Below are 18540 nucleotides of genomic sequence, written 5' to 3' on the forward strand. Positions count from 1 at the left end.
CGTCCCAAAGCGGACACGACCCCTCCTCAGCCGTGGTCGGCGTGGGAGGATTTTCGTTCCTCGGCTCGCAGGTCAAGGCATCATTTGGGGGTTTGGTGAGGCTCGACTCGATCGCCAATCGCGGCGACTACTTCTCGGCGCACTACCTGGCCGAGGTTCTGCCGAAGGACCTCAAGCGCAAGGACGGCCTGCTCGCCCGCTGGACCGAGACCGAGAAGGACCCCGAGGCGCACACCCCCCGCCGTGGCCTGCGCAAGCTCAACCAGCCGTACTTCGCCGAGCGGAAATTCTTCGCCGACTTCGATGAGCGGCGCCGCGAGGCCGACAGCGTGCCCGCCGACTGGCCCGAGGTCCGCGACCGGCTCAGCGAACTCCACGGCATGATCCTGGAAGCCCTCGGCTACGAGGGCGAGGCCCGCGACCTCACCGTCCGGCGCTCCGACGACGACTACACGGTCCGCGTCGCGTACGCGGACGAACACGTCGTCGCGATCGAGTGCGGCTGGGCCGTCGACGTCGACGCCGCTCTCGACGGCCGCCTGCTGCGCCCCGTCCAGGTCGGGACGAACGAGAAGGACGTCATCGAGGACGGCACCAAGCTCGCGTCCTGGATCCTCACCGCCGACGAACCGCCCCGGTACGTGCTGATCCTCGCGGGCGGCGTGATCGTCCTCGCCGACCGGGCCGCGTGGGGCGAGGGACGGTACCTCGGCGTCAGCATCGACGTCGCGCTCGGCCGCAACGACCTCGCCGAACTCGGCGTCATCGGAGCCCTGTTCGGCGCCGACTCCCTCCTGCCCCCGGCCGAGGGCGGCGACGAACCCCTCGCCGAACTCCTGACGAACTCCCGCAACCACGCGGTCGGCGTCTCCAAGGATCTGCGCGACGGGCTCAAGGACTCCGTCGAGCTGATCGCCAACGAGGTTCTCGCCCGCATGCGCGACCAGGGCGTTGAGCCCGAGGACGTCATGGAGCCGCGCGAACTCGCCGACCAACTCGGCCGCGAGTCGCTGCGCTACCTGTACCGGATCCTGTTCCTGCTGTACGCGGAGGCGCGTCCCGAACTGGGGATCGTGCCGACGAAGGATCAGGACTACGTCCGCGGCTACAGCCTCGCCCGCCTCGGCGACCTCGTCGTCCGTGACCTCGTCAGCGAGCAGTCCCGCACGGGCTTCCACCTGTACGAGTCGCTGAACCTGCTGTTCCGGATGGTCAACGACGGCCACCGCGTCCGCAACGGCGACGACGACGAGTCGGACGGCGAGGGCCTGCGCTTCGAGCCGCTCCGCTCCAAGCTGTTCGAGCCCGAGTCCATCAAGCTCATCGGCTCGGTCTCCGTTGATGACGACGAGCGCCCCATCGACACCCGTCTCCGCGACGCCACCCTGCACAACGTGCTGCGACGGCTGATGTTGACGAAGGGCCGCCGCAAGGAGCGCGGCGGGTTCATCTCGTACGCCCAGCTCGGCATCAACCAGCTTGGAGCGGTGTACGAGGGCCTGATGTCGTACACGGGCTTCATCGCGCAGGAGGACTTGTACGAGGTCGCGAAGAACGGCGACCCGAAGGACGGCTCGTGGATGATCCCGGCCTCGAAGGTCGACGACTACCCGCAGGACGTCTTCGTCCTCCGCACCGACGACAACCCGTACCGCGACGAGGACGAGTTCGTCCGGTATCCCAAGGGCGCGTTCGTCTACCGCCTCGCCGGCCGCGACCGTGAGACGTCCGCGTCGTACTACACGCCCGAGTCGCTGACGCAGGTGACCGTCCAGCTCGCCCTCAAGCACCGCCTCGACCAGGACGGCACGACCACCGAGGCCCGCGAGATCCTCGGCTGGAAGATCTGCGAGCCCGCCCTCGGCTCCGGCGCCTTCCTCAACGAGGCCATCAACCAGGTCGCCGCCGAGTACCTCAAGCGCCGCCAGAAGGAACTGGGTCGGACGATCGACCCGGAGCAGTACGAGGTCGAGCTGCAGAAGGCGAAGGCGTACATCGCCCTGCACAACTCGTACGGCGTGGACCTCAACGACACCGCGATCGAGCTGGCCGAGGTCTCCCTCTGGCTCAACGTCATGCACCCCGGCCTGCAGGCCCCCTGGTTCGGCCTCCACCTCCGCCGAGGCAACTCCCTCATCGGCGCAGGCCGCAAGGTCTACCGACCCGACCAGCTAACCAAGGGCACTTGGCTCAAGGAAGCCCCCGACGAGGTCCCCTTCCGCGACGGCGCCATCCCGGACGGCCACGTCCATCACTTCCTCCTCCCCGCCGAGGGTTGGGGAGCCGTCGCAGGCGCGAAGGAAGCGAAGAACCTCGCCCCCGAACAGGCCAAGCAGCTCGGCGCCTGGCGCAAGAAGATGAAGGCAAAGGTCTCCGACAAGAAGAAGGCCCGCAAGCCCAGCCAACTCCACCGCCTCCAGTCCCTCTCCCGGCGTGCTGAGTATCTGTGGGAGCTGGTCATGGAGCGCCTGACCATCTCCGAACGTGAGATCAGCCGAAAGATCGGCGTCTGGGGCGCTGACTGGATCGATCAGCCGGAAAACGCCGTCCCAAAGGAGAAGGTCTACGATGATTTGACCGCTCCTGGCACCCCCTACTGGCGCCTCAAGACGGTCATGGACGCGTGGTGCGCCCTATGGTTCTGGCCCCTCGACAAGGCCGGTTTGCTGGACGGGACGGCCGATGCTTACGGCACCGCGTCTGCCGAACTCGAGCCCGTCTCGTCCATGCCGCTCGACGACGAGGACGAGCAATTCAGATCGTTCGATACTCTCGACGCCCCGAAAACCTACAAGACCCAGTCCCTGTTCAGCCTCGGCACAGAGCAGCTCGACCTCACAGACGCTGCCCTCACAGAGACCCAGGTCGCCACGAGCACCGGCAAGTGGAAGCGCACCAAGGGGCGCAAGCCGAAGCTGGACGAAGTCCGCCGCGTGATACCGCTGAACAACCTGGACGACTGGCTCGACTTCGCCGAAGCCCTCCTCGGCCGCGCTGACGTCCCGCCGGATTCCCTGGCCCATCACTTTAGCGGTCTCGCAGAGTTGAGCGAGTATGAGGACCACCTACCAGGCTGGACCGGGATGGATGATGTCCACAGCCACCTCAATCAGCGCTTTCCTTGGCTAAGCGCTGTGAAGGAGATTAGCGAGAACCGAAACTTTTTCCACTGGGAACTCATGTTCGCCCAAACTTTTCAGAAGGGTGGCTTCGATCTTCAGGTCGGCAACCCGCCGTGGGTTCGCCCTCGCTGGGACGAAGCCGGAGTGCTCGCCGAACATAACCCGTGGTTCAAACTGTCCGACAAGCCCAGCATGGAGAGATGGCGGCTAATTAAAGCGGAACTCCTTGCGGGGGAATCCACTCGACTTTACTTTCTTGGCGAGTCGGCCACAAACACAGGGAACGTCGAGTTCCTCAGTTCGCCGACGACTTACCCGCTTCTGACGGGCACGCAGCCAGACCTTTATCGCGGGTTCATGAGTCGATGCTGGTCAAACTTGGGACATCGCGGAACCGCAAGCCTCGTTCACCCTGACACGCATTTCGCGGGCGTCAAAGAAGGACGACTGCGGGCTGCCGCGTATCGACATCTACACATGCACGGCCATTTTATGAATTCCAGAATCCTTTTCGATGGCGAACATCGTCTAGAGTTCGGCGTTCACATATATGGCCTTCCCCGGCAGGCGATCTCCTTCGCTCACGTTTGCTGGCTCTTTGAGCCCGCAACTATGAAGGAATCATTGGAGCATGATGGGGATGGCGAACTGCCAGGCATCAGACACGATGGCAGGTGGGACCTGCGTCCCCATCGAGGTCGCCTCATTCAGGTAGATGAACAACTGCTTGAGCAATGGCGCCATCTCACAAGTTCAAATGACCTTGAAATAGAACAATCCCCTTTGCTTTATCCGGTCACAACATCCGAGGCCGGAGCTATCGAAGCCTTGTCGAAGTACGCGCGCCGATTGGGAGACGGACATCCGCGCATCTCTCGCGGCTATGACGAGGCAAACGCCAAGAAGGATGGCCTAATTCGCTGGGAAACCAGCAAGCCAACATCATTGAATTCAGTCATCCTACAAGGCCCTCATTTTGCACAAGCAACACCTTTCAACAAACAACCAAACATTCCATGTCGCAACAAGAATGATTACATCACCTGGAATTTGACAAATCTGCCGGAAAATGCTGTTCCCGTCACCAATTATGTACAGGCAGGGAGGTCGGCCCACTATCTTGCAGCACAAGATATCTGGAAATCACATGACGGCGCAGAGCGCCGCTACACGGAATTCTACCGACTTGCCTGGCGATACATGGTTCCTCTCGCCAACGAGCGATCGTTGTTTGCCGCATTGATTCCTCCTGGCCCCGCCCACATCAATTCTGTTCATACATTGGCAATGCCCAATAATCGAGACACTGTTTTGGCCGCAGGCTTCTGGGCAGCATTGCCTCTTGATTATTTGCTTCGAGTGACTGGACGAGCGCATGTCCAGGTAGGGGACGCACCAAAGATGCCCGCTGCCGATCCCAACCATCCTTTGACGTCGGCACTTCTTCTGCGCACCCTCCGGCTTAATTGCCTCACCGACGCATATGCCGACATTTGGAAAGAACTGTATGACCCCAACTGGATGGACGAGGAATGGGCTGTCGCATGGCCGGACATCAGAGGTCTTAACGATGTTTCGTCTATCACGCGCGAATGGAGTTTCGACACTCCCCTTCGTAGTGAGCGCGAACGTCGAGCGGCGCTCGTCGAACTCGATGCAATGGTGGCGCTCTGGCTTGGCGTGACTGCTGACCAACTCGGCGCGATCTACCGCTCCCGGTACCCCGTCCTCTCCGCCTACGAGGGGAATATGTGGTTCGACGCAAATGGACGGAAAATTGCGAAGGATCATCACACGTTCGGCTATGGCCAAACCAAGGAGCACTTCAAGCAGCTCCAAGAGCACCTGGACCCCGAGATCAACGGGCCTGTCCCGGACGGCTACACCGCGCCCTTCTACAAGGCCGACCGGGAAGCCGAGTACCGCCAAGCCCACGCCGTGTTCGCCGAACGCCTTCGGGCGTCCGGGTGGGAGGGGGAAACGGCCTCGTGAAGCCGACGCTCGCCGCCGAGGAACTGCGGAAGAACCTGACCGAGTACCTCGCGACCACGTTCGCCCTCAGCGACCCATCGGCCCGTGAGGCGCTCGAACGGTTCCTCAACGACGAGACGCAGGGGATCTTCCGGGGCCCCTTCCTCCGGATCCGTACGCCGTTCCGGCGGAAGGACAACTCCGACTGGGAAGAGCTCCTCGAGTGGCGTCCGGCGGACTGGGCGCCGTACGCGCACCAGGTGCGGGCGTTCGAGCGGTTGAGCACGCGGCTCGGGCCGCCGGAGCCGACGCTGATCACCACGGGGACCGGGTCCGGGAAGACGGAGTCCTTCCTCCTCCCCGTCCTGGACCACTGCCGGCGGGAGCGGGCGGCGGGGCGTCGCGGGGTGAAGGCGATCCTTCTCTACCCGATGAACGCCCTCGCGACCGACCAGGCGAGCCGGGTCAACGACTACCTCCACAGGACCGGCCTCGACCAGGTGACGGCCGGGCTGTACATCGGCGACACCCCGGAGACCGGGTACGCGCGGGTGATGACCGACCGGACGGAGATCCGGCGGAACGCGCCCGACATCCTGATCACGAACTACAAGATGCTCGATCTGCTCCTCCAGCGCGGGGACGACGTCCCGCTGTGGAAGGACGCGGATCCGGCGTACGTCGTCGTGGACGAGTTCCACACCTACGACGGCGCCCAGGGCACCGACGTCGCGATGCTGCTGCGGCGGCTGTCGGCGGTCGTGGGGAAGACGCTGGGCGCGATGTGTCCCGTGGCGACGTCCGCGACGCTGGGCGAGGGCGGGGACGGCGGCGACGGCACCGCGATCCGCGAGGCGGCGGCGAAGGTGTTCGGGACGCCGTTCCCCGAGGGCTCGGTCGTCGGCGAGGACCGCTACACCGTCGACGAGTTCTGCAAGGACCTCGACTACGAGCTGCCGGTGCCGTCGCCCGCCGAGCTGATCGCGTGCGGGGACCCGATGCGCGATCCGGGGGCGCTCAAGCGGATCGAGCTGGAAGTGACGGGCCGGGACGACCTGTCGCCGACCGAACTCGGGGACGTCCTCCGGGGGCACATCCTCACGCGGGCCGTCCTTCTCCTCCTCAAGGACGGGCAGCCGCAGACGCCCGACGCGATGCTGTCGCTGCTGCCGAAGATGGGCGCCTACTCGTGGGGGGCGTTCATCCGCGACAACCGGGAGCGGGCGGCGACGGCGCTGGCGCGGTTCGTCGCGCTGGTGTCGGTGGCGCGGACGGCGGACGGCCACGGGCGGGAAGGCCCGTTCCTGCTGGTCGAAACGCACCTGTGGGTGCGGGCCGTGTCGCGGCTGCTGCGGATGGTGGACGACGTCGCGGCGTTCGGCTGGCAGGGCGAGAAGCCGGTGCTGGAGCCCGACTCGACGTTCGACACGTTCGGCAAGGTGTCGCTGCCCGCGATCTACTGCCGGCACTGCGGGCGGTCCGGGTGGGCGGCGTTCTCCCCCGAGCGGTCCGCGTCCGAGCTGGTGACGAGCGCGGACCGGATCTACCGGGCGTCGACGGGGCCGGAGAAGAAGCGGGTGCGTCCGCTGATCCGGGCGACGAAACCGGAGGTGGAGGCCCGGATCCGGGGGCTGTCGGTGCTGACCGGGGAGCGGGTGCGCCCGTTCGACCCGGAGACGGACCGGTTCGGGAACGTCGCGGACGGCGGCGTGTGCGTGCTGACGGACCTCGGCATCCGGCAGGAGAGCGACAACGCGGCGCGGCAGGACCGGTGCCCGGCGTGCGCGATGGACGAGGGCATCCGGTACCTGGGCGCGGGGCTCGCGTCGCTCGCGGCGGTGACGGTCACGCAGCTGATGGCGACGCCGCAACTGTCCGACGACCCGCGCAGGCGGAAGACGCTGCTGTTCAACGACTCCGTGCAGGACGCGGCGCACCGGGCCGGGTTCGTGGCGAACCGGTCGTACTCCTTCTCCCTCCGGCGGCTGATCGCGTCGCGGCTGGAGCCGGGGGTGCCGATGCCGCTGAACGAGGTGATCGGGGAGCTGGCGGCGGCGGCCGGGCAGTCCGGCGTCCTGCCCGCGGTCGTGCCGCCGGACCTGCACGAACGTCCGGAGATCGACGCGATCCTGGCGGAGACGAGCAGCGGCGACCCGAAAGCGTGGGACCTGATCGGTGAGCGGCTCGCGTTCCAGACGATCCTGGAGTTCGGGCTCCGGTCCCGGCAGGGCCGCACGCTGGACCTGACGCGGACGGCCGTCGCGGAGGTGGCGCTGCCCGACCCGGCGCGCGTGGCGGCGCTGGCGCGGGACGTCCACACGCAGGTCAGCGGGATGATCGAGCGGCAGGACGACGCCCGGTACGCGGCGTTCGTCCGGGGGCTGCTGGAGCGGCTCCGGTACCGGGGCGCGATCAAGCACGCGTGGCTGGACCAGTGGATCGCGTGCGGGGGCACGAAGCGGTTCGGGTCGATCTGGGGGCGGCGGCCGGACGGGATGCCCGCGTTCCCGAACGGGATGGGACCGCCGACGTTCCTGCTCGACCGCCGGCTGAAGAAGCAATCCGAGTTCGACCGGATCGACGCCGAGCAGGGCTGGTCGCAGGACTGGGCCGCGCGGTGCCTCGGGCTCGACCGGCGGCAGGCCGGGGAGTACCTGCGTCGGCTGCTGCCCGTCCTCGCGGCGGAGGGGATCGTCGCGAAGCGGGTCATCGACGGGGCCACGGGCGTGTACGGGGTGCAGCCGGGCCACATCACGGTGCGGGCGCTCGGCGACGCGGAGGCCGACCACGCGGGCGTCGCGTGCGACCGGTGCGCCTGGCAGCAGACCGTCCGTCCGGAACTCGTGGACGCGTGGCGGGGGCAGCCGTGCCCCCGGTACCGGTGCGGGGGCTCGCTGGGCGACCGGGGCGTCCGGGGCCACCGCGACGACTACTACCGGCGGCTCTACCTGGGGTTCGAGCCGTTCCGGGTGGTGACGGCCGAGCACACCGGGTCGCTGACGCGGCGGCAGCGGGAGGACGTCGAGGCGCGTTTCAAGCGCCCCGACCAGCGGTACAGCGACCCGAACGTGATGGCGTGCACGCCGACGCTGGAGCTGGGCATCGACATCGGCGAGCTTTCGGCGGTGATCCTCGCGTCGCTGCCGCCCGGCCCCGCGAACTACGTGCAGCGGGTCGGGCGCGCGGGGCGGCGCAGCGGCAACGCGTTCCTGGTGACGATGGTGGGGCGGCGGCCCCGCGACCTGTACTTCATCGACGAGCCCGAGGCGATGATCGCGGGACGGATCGTCCCGCCGGGCAGCTACCTGTCGGCCGTCGAGATCCTGCGCCGCCAGTACGCGGCGCACCTGGTGGACCTGTGCGCGCGCGGGCAGCTGCCGGGGGTGCTGCCGCTGCCGCGGCGGGCGTCCGCGCTGTTCGGGGAGAACGGCTGGCTCGCCGGGTTCACGAACGCGGCGCTCGGCGGCCGGGCCGTCGAGGGGTTCCTGGAGCTGTTCGGCGACGACGTGACGGAGGACGCCGCCGACGAGCTGCGGACGTTCGCGGCGGCCGGGCTGAAGGAGGCCGTCGAGGACATCGCGGAGCGGTGGCGGCGGCGCCGCGCCGACCTGGAGGAACGGCTGAAGGCGATCGACGAGGCCGTCGACTCGCTGCTGGACTCCGACCCGGCGCAGCGGGCCGTCCGCAGGTCGCTGGGCGCCGAGCGGCGCGGCGTCACCAAGCTGCTCGGCGACCTGGGGCGGCGCAGCGCGCAGGGCACCCTCGTCGAGCTCGGGCTGCTGCCGAACTACTCGCTGCTCGACAGCGTCACCACCCTCGAAGCCACCATCACCTGGGAGGAGGAGGGCCCGGACGAGCGGCGCTACCACAGCGAGGTCCGCGAGTACGGGCGGTCGGCGCGGCTCGCGCTGACCGAACTGGCCCCCGGCAACTCCTTCTACATCCGCGGGTACCGGCACGAGATCGACGGGCTCGACATCGGCACCGACACGCGCCCCGCGTGGGAGCCGTGGCGCGTCTGCCCCGGCTGCGGGCACGTCCGGACGGGACGGGACGCCGAAGCCGACGTCACCGCGTGCCCGCGCTGCAAGGACCCCGGCATCGGTGCGGTGCAGAACCTGTTCAAGGTGCTGAAGCCCGTGCGGGTGTTCGCGCAGGACCGGCGGGACGAAGCGAAGATCGGCGACGACTCGGAGGAGCGGAAGCGCCGCCACTACGAGGACGCGGTCGCCGTCGACATCGACACCGCCGACATCGCTCCGGGCTCGTGGCGGCACGGGACGCGCGTGTTCGGCGTCGACTTCACCCGGCACGCCGCCGTCCGCCGGTTCAACCTCGGCGTGCGGCGCACCGACCGGCGGGAGACGGCCCGGTTCGCGGGCGAGGAGGCGCAGCTCGGCGGGTTCCACGTCTGCCCGGCCTGCGGCGGGACGACCGTGGACGGCCCGCCCGGCGAGGACGACGGCGGGCGCGACGCGCTCATCGCGACGTCGTCCGCCGACCGGACCCGGCTGCACCACCGCACCTGGTGCACCTACCGGCGGGCCGCGCGGGACGCCGACCACCACCGGATGATCCTCGCGCACGAGCTGCGCACCGAGGCGCTGCGGATCCTGCTGCCCGTCGCGACGCTGCTGGTCGAGGAGCGGACCGCGTCGTTCCAGGCCGCGCTGATGGCGGGCGTCGCGGCCCGGTACGGCGGCGACCCCGACCACCTGGAGATCGTCACCGCGACGATGCCCGACCAGGCCACCGGGCGGCGGCGCCGCTTCCTCGTCCTGCACGACACGCTGCCCGGCGGCACCGGCTACCTGCACCGGCTCGCCGACCGGGACGAGTTCCGGACGGTGCTGGACACGGCCCTCGCGATCGTCGACGGCTGCCGGTGCCGGGGCGAGCAGGGGAAGCGGGCCTGCCACCGGTGCCTGCTGTCGCACGTCCCCGGCCACCTGTTCGACAAGGTCGACCGGGCCGAGGCCGCCGGGATGCTGCACGACCTGCTGGACGAGTGGGCGACGACGTCCGTCGCCGACACCAGCGCCATCTCGCTGTGGGACCAGGTGGAGAGCGAGCTGGAGTGGCGGTTCCTCGAGGGGATGGAGCGGTGGGCGGCGCGCGACGACACCCCCGCCACGTTCAGCCGGGGCCCGCGCGTCGGCGGCCGCAAGACCGGCGACCTGCGGTTCCGGGTGCCCGACCCGGACGCGGGCGACGGCACCGCGAAAGTCGTCCGGTGGCGGGTCACGCTGCAGAACACGATCCGCGGGACGCGCCCCGACGTGGTGTTCCGGCGGGTCGACGACGACACGCAGCAGGTGTCGGTGTACCTCGACGGGTACGCCTACCACGCGTCCCCCGAGATCAACCGGCTCGCCGACGACGCCGCAAAGCGCTCGCGGCTGCGCGCCCACCGCGGTGTCGTCCTCCAGCTCACCTGGAAGGACCTCGACGAGTGGGAGGCGCGCGGGCACGCCCCGCGCGACGGCGGCGTCGAGGACTACGAGCCGTACAAGGGCAACGCGCAGCAGATAGCGAAGGACATATACCGGACGCTCGGCGGGAACCCGGACGAGCTGGCGGGGCGCATGTGGACGAACCCCGTCGACACCCTCTTCGCCTACCTGGCCGAACCCGACCCGCGCGCGTGGCTGCGGCGGGCCGAGGCCGTCACCGCCGGCGTCCTGCAGTCGAAGCGGCGAACGGAGCATTCGACGTCCGGACGGTCCGGGGTGGGCGCGCGGGTGAACGCCGCGCTGCGCGGGGAGCCGCTGCCCGCGCCGGAGCAAGGGCCGGTCGCGGTCGTCGCGGCCGGGCCGCTGACGGTGATCCTCGACCAGACGGCACCGCAGGCGCCGCAGTGGAGCGGGCTCGCCGTCGTCGACGACCGGGACGCGACCGTCCGCGCCGACGGCGACGCGCACAAGGCCCGCTGGCACGACTGGCTGTACTGGGGGAACCTGCTGCAGTTCCTCGACTACGGGCAGGGTGACGGGGCGCAGCTCGCCCTGTCGGAGATCGACGGCTTCGACGCGGCGCAGCTCGCGGCGGCGGGCGGCGACGGGCTGGTGTCCGCGCTGAGCCTGCTGCCGCTGGACGAGGACCTGCGCGACGACGGCGCCGTCGACGGCGACGCGACCCCGCCGCCGGGCACGCCCCCGCCCGCCGCACCCGCAGTGGCCGCCGTGACCGTCCCGGACCCGGCGGGGGCGTCCGCCCCGCCCGAACCCGTCGCGGGCGAGCCGTCCGCGAGCTGGCTGGAGATCCTCGACCTCCTCGACCCCGACGACGCCACGCTGGCCGCGTTCGTCCGCGACCTCGCCGCCGCGGGCGTCCCGGCGCCGGCGGACGAGCACGTCGGCTACGAGCTCGGCGACGGGGCGTGGCAGGCCGAACTCGCGTGGCCGGAGGCGAAGGTCGGGATCGTCCTCTCTGGAGACGGCGACGAGGCGCGGCGGCGCGACGACGCCTACCGGGCGGCGGGCTGGGACGTCCGCCCCGTCGCGGGCTGGACGCGCGAGGAACTGGCGGAGCGAATCGAGGGAGCGACATGAGCGGGGCCAGACTGCGGCTGCTCGACCGGGCCGAGAAGGAGATCATGAAGCTCCCCCGCTCGGTGAAGGGGGCGATCTACGACTTCCAGCACAAGTTCCGCCACAACCCGGAGAACAAGGGGCTGCGGCTCAAACCGCTGAAGGGCCACCCGGAGCTGTACTCGGCACGGGTCAACGACGACTACCGGGCGCTGCTGCTGCACGCGGGCGGCGTCGAGTACATCCTCGTCGCGGTCAAGCCGCGCGGCGACGTCTACGAGCACCTCGACCGGTACCGGCCCCAGGTCAACCCGGTGACCGGCGGCATCGAGTTCGTCGACCTGGTCGTCGCGGAGGGCTCCCTCACCACCGGGCCCGCGCGGACGCGGGCGGCGGAGGCGCCCGAGCGGCCGGAGGCTCCGGCGGCGCCCGCGGAGCGCGCGCCGCTGTTCGCCGCGCACCCCGACGACCGGCTCGTCGGGCTCGGCGTCGCCGAACCGCTGCTGCCGCTCGTCCGCAGGCTCACCACCGAGACCGAGCTGCTCGCCCTCGCCGAGTACGCGCCGCAGCTCACCGGCGAGGTGCTGCTCGCCCTGCACGACGGCCGCACCCCCGACGAGGTGCTGGAGCAGGTCACCGCGCCCGTCGCCGTCGACGAGAAGGTCGACACCGGCGACTACGCGACGGCGCTGCGGCGGCCCGCCACCGCCGTCACCACCGGCGACGCCGACCTGCGGGAGATCCTCGAGCAGAGCGACTTCGGCCGCTGGAAAGTGTTCCTGCACCCCGCGCAGCGCAAGCTCGTCGAGCGCGGCCACCGCGGCCCCGCCCGCGTCAGCGGCGGGCCCGGCACCGGCAAGACGATCGTGGCGCTGCACCGCGTCCGGCACCTCGTCGAACGGCTCCCGGCGGGCGGCGGCAAGAGCGTCCTGCTCACCACCTTCAACAAGAACCTGGCCGCCGACCTGCAAGCCCGGCTCGTCGCCCTCGCCGGGGCGGAGGTCGCCGCGCGCGTCCACATCACCAACGTCGACAAGCTCGCCGCCGAGATCGTCGCCGAGACCGAGCACGGCCGCGCCCGCCGCCGCATCGACGACGGCAAGGCCCGCGAGCTGTGGGAGGAACTGCTCGCCGAGACCGGCGAGAACCGCTGGGACGCCGGGTTCCTCAACGAGGAATGGACGCAGGTCATCCTCGGGCAGGGCCTCAAGACCCGCGCCGAGTACTTCCGCGCGCGCCGCGCCGGGCGCGGCCGTCCCCTCAGCCGCAAGGACCGCGCCGACCTGTGGAAGCTCACCGAGCGGTACGTGATGCTGCTGGAGGACCGGAACCTGTCCACCCTCCAGCAGGTCACCGAGCGCGCCGCGCAGCTCGAGGCCGCCGCCGCCCGCGACCGCGCCGCCTACGCCGAACGCCCCGGACTGCAGGACGACTCCGGGATGCGCCGGCGCGCCCGCTACCGGCACATCGTCGTCGACGAGGCGCAGGACCTGTCCGCCGCGCACTGGCGGATGCTGCGCGCCATGGCCGACCCCGGACCCGACGACCTGTTCATCGTCGGCGACGCCCACCAGCGGATCTACGGCAACCAGGTGTCGCTCGGCGCGCTCGGCATCGCGATCCGCGGCCGGTCGTCCCGGCTCACCCTCAGCTACCGCACCACCCACGAGATCCTCGGCACCGCCGTCCGGCTGCTCGGCGCCGACACCTGGGACGACCTCGACGACGGCGGCGACGACCTCGTCGGCTACCGGTCCGTGCTGCGCGGCGGGCACCCCGGCCTGCGCGGCTTCCGCGACTGGAACGCCGAACTCGACGGGATCGCCGCGCAGGTCGCCGAGTGGGGCGGCGACTCGATCGCGGTGTGCGTCCCCGAACGGTGGATGGTCGCCGAGGTCGAGCGGCGCCTCGCCGCCGACGGCGTCGTCGCGTCCGCCATCACCGGCGACGGCCCCCGGCACGGCGACGCGCCCGTCCACGTCGGCACCATGCACCGGTTCAAGGGCCTGGAGTACCGGCGGATGATCGTCGCCGGGGTCGCCGACGGGCTCGTGCCGCCCGCGTGGGTGCTGCGGCTCGCCGACGAGGACGCCGTCCGGTACCGGCGCGAGCTGCGCCGCTTCCGGTCCCTGCTGTTCGTCGCCGTCACCCGCGCCCGCGACGACGTCGCCATCTCCTGGCACGGCGGCAAGAGCAGGTTCCTGCCGTGAGGACCGTCGCCGACCGGTACCGCATCACCTCCGCCATCGGGCGCGGCGGGATGGGCGAGGTGTGGAGCGGCACCGACCTGCGGCTCAACCGGCCCGTCGCGATCAAGCTGCTGCGGGTGCCGGACGACGCCCCGGCCCGCGACGTCCGCCGCCGGTTCCACCGCGAAGCCCGCATCACCGCGCGGCTCCGGCACCCCGGCGTCCCCGTCGTGCACGACTTCGGGCAGGACGGCGACCTGTTCATGGTGATGGAGGAGCTGCCCGGCGACTCCGTCGGCAAGCTCGCCGACGAGCACGGCGACGAGCACGGCGCGCTGCCCGTCGCGTGGGCCGCGTTCATCGGCGCGCAGGTCTGCGCCGTCCTCGCCGCCGCGCACGCCGCCGGGCTCCTGCACCGCGACGTCAAGCCCGAGAACCTGGTGCTGTGCCCCGACGGGTCCGTGAAGGTCATCGACTTCGGCGTCGCCACCTCCACCGGCGGCGAGTTCTCCCGCATCACCCGTTCCGGCGAGATCCCCGGCACCGCCCGGTACATGGCGCCCGAACTGCTCGCGGGCGCCGAGGCGACCCGCGCCGGCGACCTGTACGCCGTCGGATGCCTGCTGTACGAACTCCTCGCCGGCGAGCGCCCGTTCCAGAGCCCGCGCCTCGTCGACGAGATCGTCCGCGCGCAGACCGAGCCCGCCCCGCGGCCGGCGTCCGCCCCGGACGGGCTCGCGGACCTCGTGGCGGCGCTGCTGGCGAAGGAGCCGGGGCGGCGGCCGTCCGGCGCGGGGACGGTCTGCTCGCGGCTGCTCCCGTGGACGCGCGGGGTCGGCCCGCTGCCCGGATGGACGGCCCCCGGCCTCGCCACCGACCCGCGCCACCTCTACACCACCGCCCTCGCCGCCCTGCGGGGCCCCGAGGAGCCCGCCGTCCCGTAGCGGCGCGGTCAGGTGACCGAGTGGATCCTGCTCCTGCGGGGTGCCGGGCGGGAGCGTTCGGTGCGGTCGGCGGGCTCTTCGGCGTGGTGGTCGGGTTGAGGGACGCGGATCTCGATGCGGCCGTCCCGGATCCGGGTCTCGTAGTGGGGTTGCGGCGCGCTCGCCGGGCCGCGCACGACGTTCCCGTCGGTCAGGCGGAAGGTGCTGGCGTGCCAGGGGCAGGTGACGCAGCCGTCCGCGAACGAGCCCTCGTCCAGCGGGCCGCCCATGTGGCCGCAGTCGGCGGCCAGCGCGTACACCCGCCCGGCGCGGCGGTACAGGACGACCGGGACGCCGTCCGCGTCGACGCGGCGGGCCTCGTCGTCGATCAGGTCGTCGTCCGCGACGGGCGTCCACTCGGACGGTCCGGCCTGCCAGGCGGTGCGGTTGACGCCGACGCCCCGGACGAACGACAGGTGCCCGCCCAGGTAGGCGCCGACCGCGAGCGCGCCGACCCCGGCGCCGCCGAGGATCCTGCCGGTGCGGCGGTCGCCGCGGGCGCGCATCACGAGCGACGCCACGTGCAGCGACAGCGCCGTGCTGTTGGCCAGGGCGTGGATCCAGCCGACCCGCATCTCCGGGCCGCGGGTGTCGGCCCAGTCGTTCAGCCCGGACAGCGCGGTCGGCACGGCACCGGCGACGCCGACCGTCATCAGCAGGTCGGCGGCGGGCTCGGCCTCCCGGCCGCCGACGGTGTCCAGCAGGGCGGCCATGGTCCACGCGCCGATCGTCACGTCGGTGAGCCCCGGGTGCAGCGGATGGCCCAGCCAGGTCCCGCTGAGCAGGTTGCGGATCGCCCGCGGCCGCACCATCCGCCGGACCGTCCTCGCGGCCGGCTGCGCGACCGCGTCGATCTCCTCCGCCTGCTCGACCCTGCGGATCGTCCTCTGCATGCCCACTTCCGGCCTCCCCCTGACCAGTAACGGTCGCGCACGGTGGTGGCGCGAGCCCCCGTTCACCGGCTCATATCCCGCGAACGACCGCGAAAACCCCCGAACGTCAACCGGCCCCGGAGCGGACGTTCACCTTCTGACGCCGAGCGTGATGGAGGCCCGGTAGCCGCCGTCCGGGGAGCCCGTCACGTTCAGGGTCGACTGCCTGCCGTACTGGGGGTAGAACATGTCGTCGTCGTTGACGGTCTCCTGCGAACCCCGCCGCGCGTACGGGCCGCGGGCCACGGCGGAGTTGACCCGGTCGTCGAAGTAGAGCTGCCCGGTGTGGACGACGTCGTCATCGACGTGGACCTTCACGTGGATGTGAACGGTCCGGCCCTCGTACCAGCCGGGGAAGACGGTGTCGAACTCGGCCGTGCCGTCAGCGCCGGTCCGCTGGACGCCCCGGAGGAAGCTCTCGTCCCCGGTGCCCTGGGACTCGAAACCGGAGTAGACGCCGGACGCGTCCGCGTGCCAGACGTCCACCGCGGCTCCCCGGATCGGGCGGCACGTCCCCGCGTCCACCACCGTCGTCCGGAGGTTCAGGGCCACTCCCCTACGGCCTTCGGTGATGTCACGGCGGAGGAGGGCCCGATCCACGTAGTAGGGCCCCTCGCTCCCCTCCGGCGTGAGCACGCACGCGGGCGAGGCGCCGGCCGCGCCCGTCCGTCCGGGCGGGCGCGGCGACTCCGGCCCGTCCGCGGCGTCCCCGGCGGCGCAGGCCGTCACCGCCCACAGCGCGGCACCGCCCAGCGTTCCCAGCACGGTGCGCCGCGTCGCGTCCGGCCCTTCCATGTTCGGCCCCTTTCCTCGTGTCCTCCGGGTCGCCCGATGCCGTCTCAGACGGCGTGCTGGGGCTCCCTGGTCCGGGCGCCGAAACGGCCCGCCAGCCAGTGGTCTACGCCGAAACGGCCCGCCCCGGTGCCGGCCAGCATCAGGGAGGTCAGGCCGAGGGCCAGGACGAACCCGTAGCCGTCGGCATCGACGTAGATCCCGTTGCCCCCGTGCACGAAGACGAAGGCCCCGGCCATGATGAACGCGCCCAGCAGCCCCGCCAGGCGGACGGCGACTCCGGCGATCAGCGCGATCCCCGCCGCGATCTCGGTGAAGGTGGTGAAGTAGGCGCTCAGGGTCGGGAGCGGCACGCCGCCCCCGCCCATGATCTCCGCGGTTCCGGAGAGGCTCCAGTCGGTCAGCTTCTGCCAGCCGTAGGCGAGGAAGATGACGCCGAGGCCCAGGCGGCCCGCGAGGAGCCCGATGTCCTGCAGGAGCTGGCGGTTCATGTTCATGTGGCCTTCCGTTTCGGTCGCGCCGGTCCACTGGTCCGGGTCCCGGCCCGCCGGGAACGGCGGGGCGGGTCCCGATCTCCAGCATCACGAGCGGGCATGCCGCGATGACCTGCCCGTCGGAGCAGTCGCACCTACCCGAAAGAGCGAGGGCGGCCCGTGCGGGCGCCGCATACAGTGATCACCATGTCGTTGGGTGAGTGGTCCGATCCCGAACACGCGCTCGCGGCGGTCGCCGCCCTGCTCCAGGCCCCGCTGCCCGAGGTCCTGCCGAGCCTGTCGGCCGTCATCGGCGAGCTGGTGCCCCATGACGCGCTGCTGATGCTGACCGGTGACTGCATCGCCGCCCCGCTGAGGTCGTGCGGGGACGCCGAGCTGACCGGACGGGCGGAGACCACCGAGCTGACCAGGGTGGCCGGAGAGGTCCGGGTCGGCGAACCCTGGTGCGGGACCATCACGCTGGGGCACGCGACCCGGCAGGTGCTGGCGGTCGCCTCGTCCCCGCCCGGATCGGCCGGTTCGCTGCTGGCGGTCGTGCTGCCGGGAGAAGCCCCGCCCGATCCCGCCCGCCGCCGGACGGTGCAGCGCCTCTGGGACCTGACCGTCGTCCAGATCCGCACCCTCAACGCGCAGGTCGAGCCGGGCGTCCTGGAACGTTCGCGGATCGCGACCGGCGAGCGGGAGCGGGCCGTCGCCGAGCTCGCCGACGCGCACGCCGCCACCCTCACCGCCCTGCTGGGGGCACTGCGGTCCCGCGACCTCCCGGACGGCACCGCGCGCCGCACCGCGACCGACCTCGCCGCCGCCGCGCTGGTCGAGCTGCGCGCCGCCGACGAGCCCGCCCGCGACCTGCCCGGCGAGACGGTGGGGGACGCCTACGCGCAGATGGCCGACAAGCTCATCCTGCTCATGCGGCACCATCGGATCCACCTGGAACTCGCCGAGCCCCCGCGGCCGGAGCGCCCGCTGCCGGGGCACGTGGCCAACGCCGCCCGCGCGACCGTGCGCGGCTCCGTGCTCGCCCTCCTCGACCATCCGGGGGCGACCCGCGTCCGGGTGTCCTGGGAGATCGAGAAGGGGACGCTGTGCGTCCGCGTCCGGGACGACGGCCCGGGAGTGCTGGAGGCCGAGGACCCGGCCGTCCTGCGGCTCGCCGCGCGGCTGCGCCCCTTCGAGGGCCGGCTGGACCTGGAAGCGGTGCCCGGCTGGGGGACCAGCGTCACGGCCCGGTTCCCCTTCGACTCGGCGGCGTCGTCGCGGGCCGATCCGCTGGCCCGGCTCAACCCCCGGGAGGTCGAGGTGCTGGAGCATCTGACGCGGGGGCGCCGGAACCGGCAGATCGCGGAACGCCTGCACATCAGCGAGCACACGGTCAAATACCACGTCGCCAACATCCTGGAGAAGCTCGGGGTGGGCTCGCGCGGCGAGGCGACCGCGCTGGTCCTGGAGCTGGGCCCGTCGCCGGACGTCTTCCGCACCGCCGTGTCCTGACGCCGACCGTCCCCATCCGGGCGGCACGCCGGGCAA

8 protein-coding genes are annotated in these 18540 nt (G+C 71.1%); 5 read left to right on the plus strand and 3 right to left on the minus strand.

The window, feature by feature from the left end; genetic code table 11:
- The first annotated feature begins 95 nt into the window (after nucleotides 1-95).
- The 4 genes from F7P10_RS18455 to F7P10_RS18470 are packed head-to-tail and all read left to right on the plus strand — an operon-like array spanning nucleotide 96 to nucleotide 14756.
- On the plus strand, nucleotides 96-5114 hold the full coding sequence (locus F7P10_RS18455; RefSeq protein ID WP_151018133.1) for a class I SAM-dependent DNA methyltransferase: 5019 nt from the start codon (nucleotides 96-98) through the stop codon (nucleotides 5112-5114).
- Nucleotides 5111-11644 carry a DEAD/DEAH box helicase gene (locus F7P10_RS18460; protein WP_151010471.1) on the plus strand — a complete coding sequence of 2178 codons (6534 nt, stop codon included), beginning with the start codon at nucleotides 5111-5113 and terminating at the stop codon, nucleotides 11642-11644. The genes F7P10_RS18455 and F7P10_RS18460 overlap by 4 nt, the downstream gene beginning before the upstream one ends.
- A complete protein-coding gene (locus F7P10_RS18465) occupies nucleotides 11641-13833 on the plus strand; it encodes a UvrD-helicase domain-containing protein (protein WP_151010472.1) in 2193 nt (730 codons plus the stop codon). Before F7P10_RS18460 ends, F7P10_RS18465 begins: the two co-directional genes overlap by 4 nt.
- Nucleotides 13830-14756, plus strand: coding sequence for a serine/threonine-protein kinase (locus F7P10_RS18470; RefSeq protein WP_151010473.1), 927 nt, complete (start codon nucleotides 13830-13832; stop codon nucleotides 14754-14756). The genes F7P10_RS18465 and F7P10_RS18470 overlap by 4 nt, the downstream gene beginning before the upstream one ends.
- 8 nt (nucleotides 14757-14764) lie before the next feature.
- Here the strand turns inward: F7P10_RS18470 and F7P10_RS18475 are convergent, their stop codons facing one another.
- The 3 genes from F7P10_RS18475 to F7P10_RS18485 all read right to left on the minus strand — a co-directional run bounded on the left by F7P10_RS18475 (nucleotide 14765) and on the right by F7P10_RS18485 (nucleotide 17016).
- A complete protein-coding gene (locus F7P10_RS18475) occupies nucleotides 14765-15688 on the minus strand; it encodes a Rieske 2Fe-2S domain-containing protein (protein WP_151010474.1) in 924 nt (307 codons plus the stop codon).
- Between the two features lie 129 nt (nucleotides 15689-15817).
- Nucleotides 15818-16522, minus strand: a complete 705-nt coding sequence (locus tag F7P10_RS18480; protein WP_151010475.1) for an intradiol ring-cleavage dioxygenase — start codon at nucleotides 16520-16522, stop codon at nucleotides 15818-15820.
- Nucleotides 16523-16566: 44 nt separating this feature from the next.
- Nucleotides 16567-17016, minus strand: coding sequence for a DoxX family protein (locus tag F7P10_RS18485; protein WP_218040565.1), 450 nt, complete (start codon nucleotides 17014-17016; stop codon nucleotides 16567-16569).
- Nucleotides 17017-17199: 183 nt separating this feature from the next.
- On the opposite strand from F7P10_RS18485, the gene F7P10_RS44450 reads away from it, so the two are divergent.
- Nucleotides 17200-18504 carry a LuxR C-terminal-related transcriptional regulator gene (locus F7P10_RS44450; RefSeq protein WP_151010476.1) on the plus strand — a complete coding sequence of 435 codons (1305 nt, stop codon included), beginning with the start codon at nucleotides 17200-17202 and terminating at the stop codon, nucleotides 18502-18504.
- The last annotated feature ends 36 nt before the right edge of the window (nucleotides 18505-18540 follow it).

Source organism: Actinomadura sp. WMMB 499 (genome assembly GCF_008824145.1).
Lineage (GTDB): Bacteria > Actinomycetota > Actinomycetes > Streptosporangiales > Streptosporangiaceae > Spirillospora.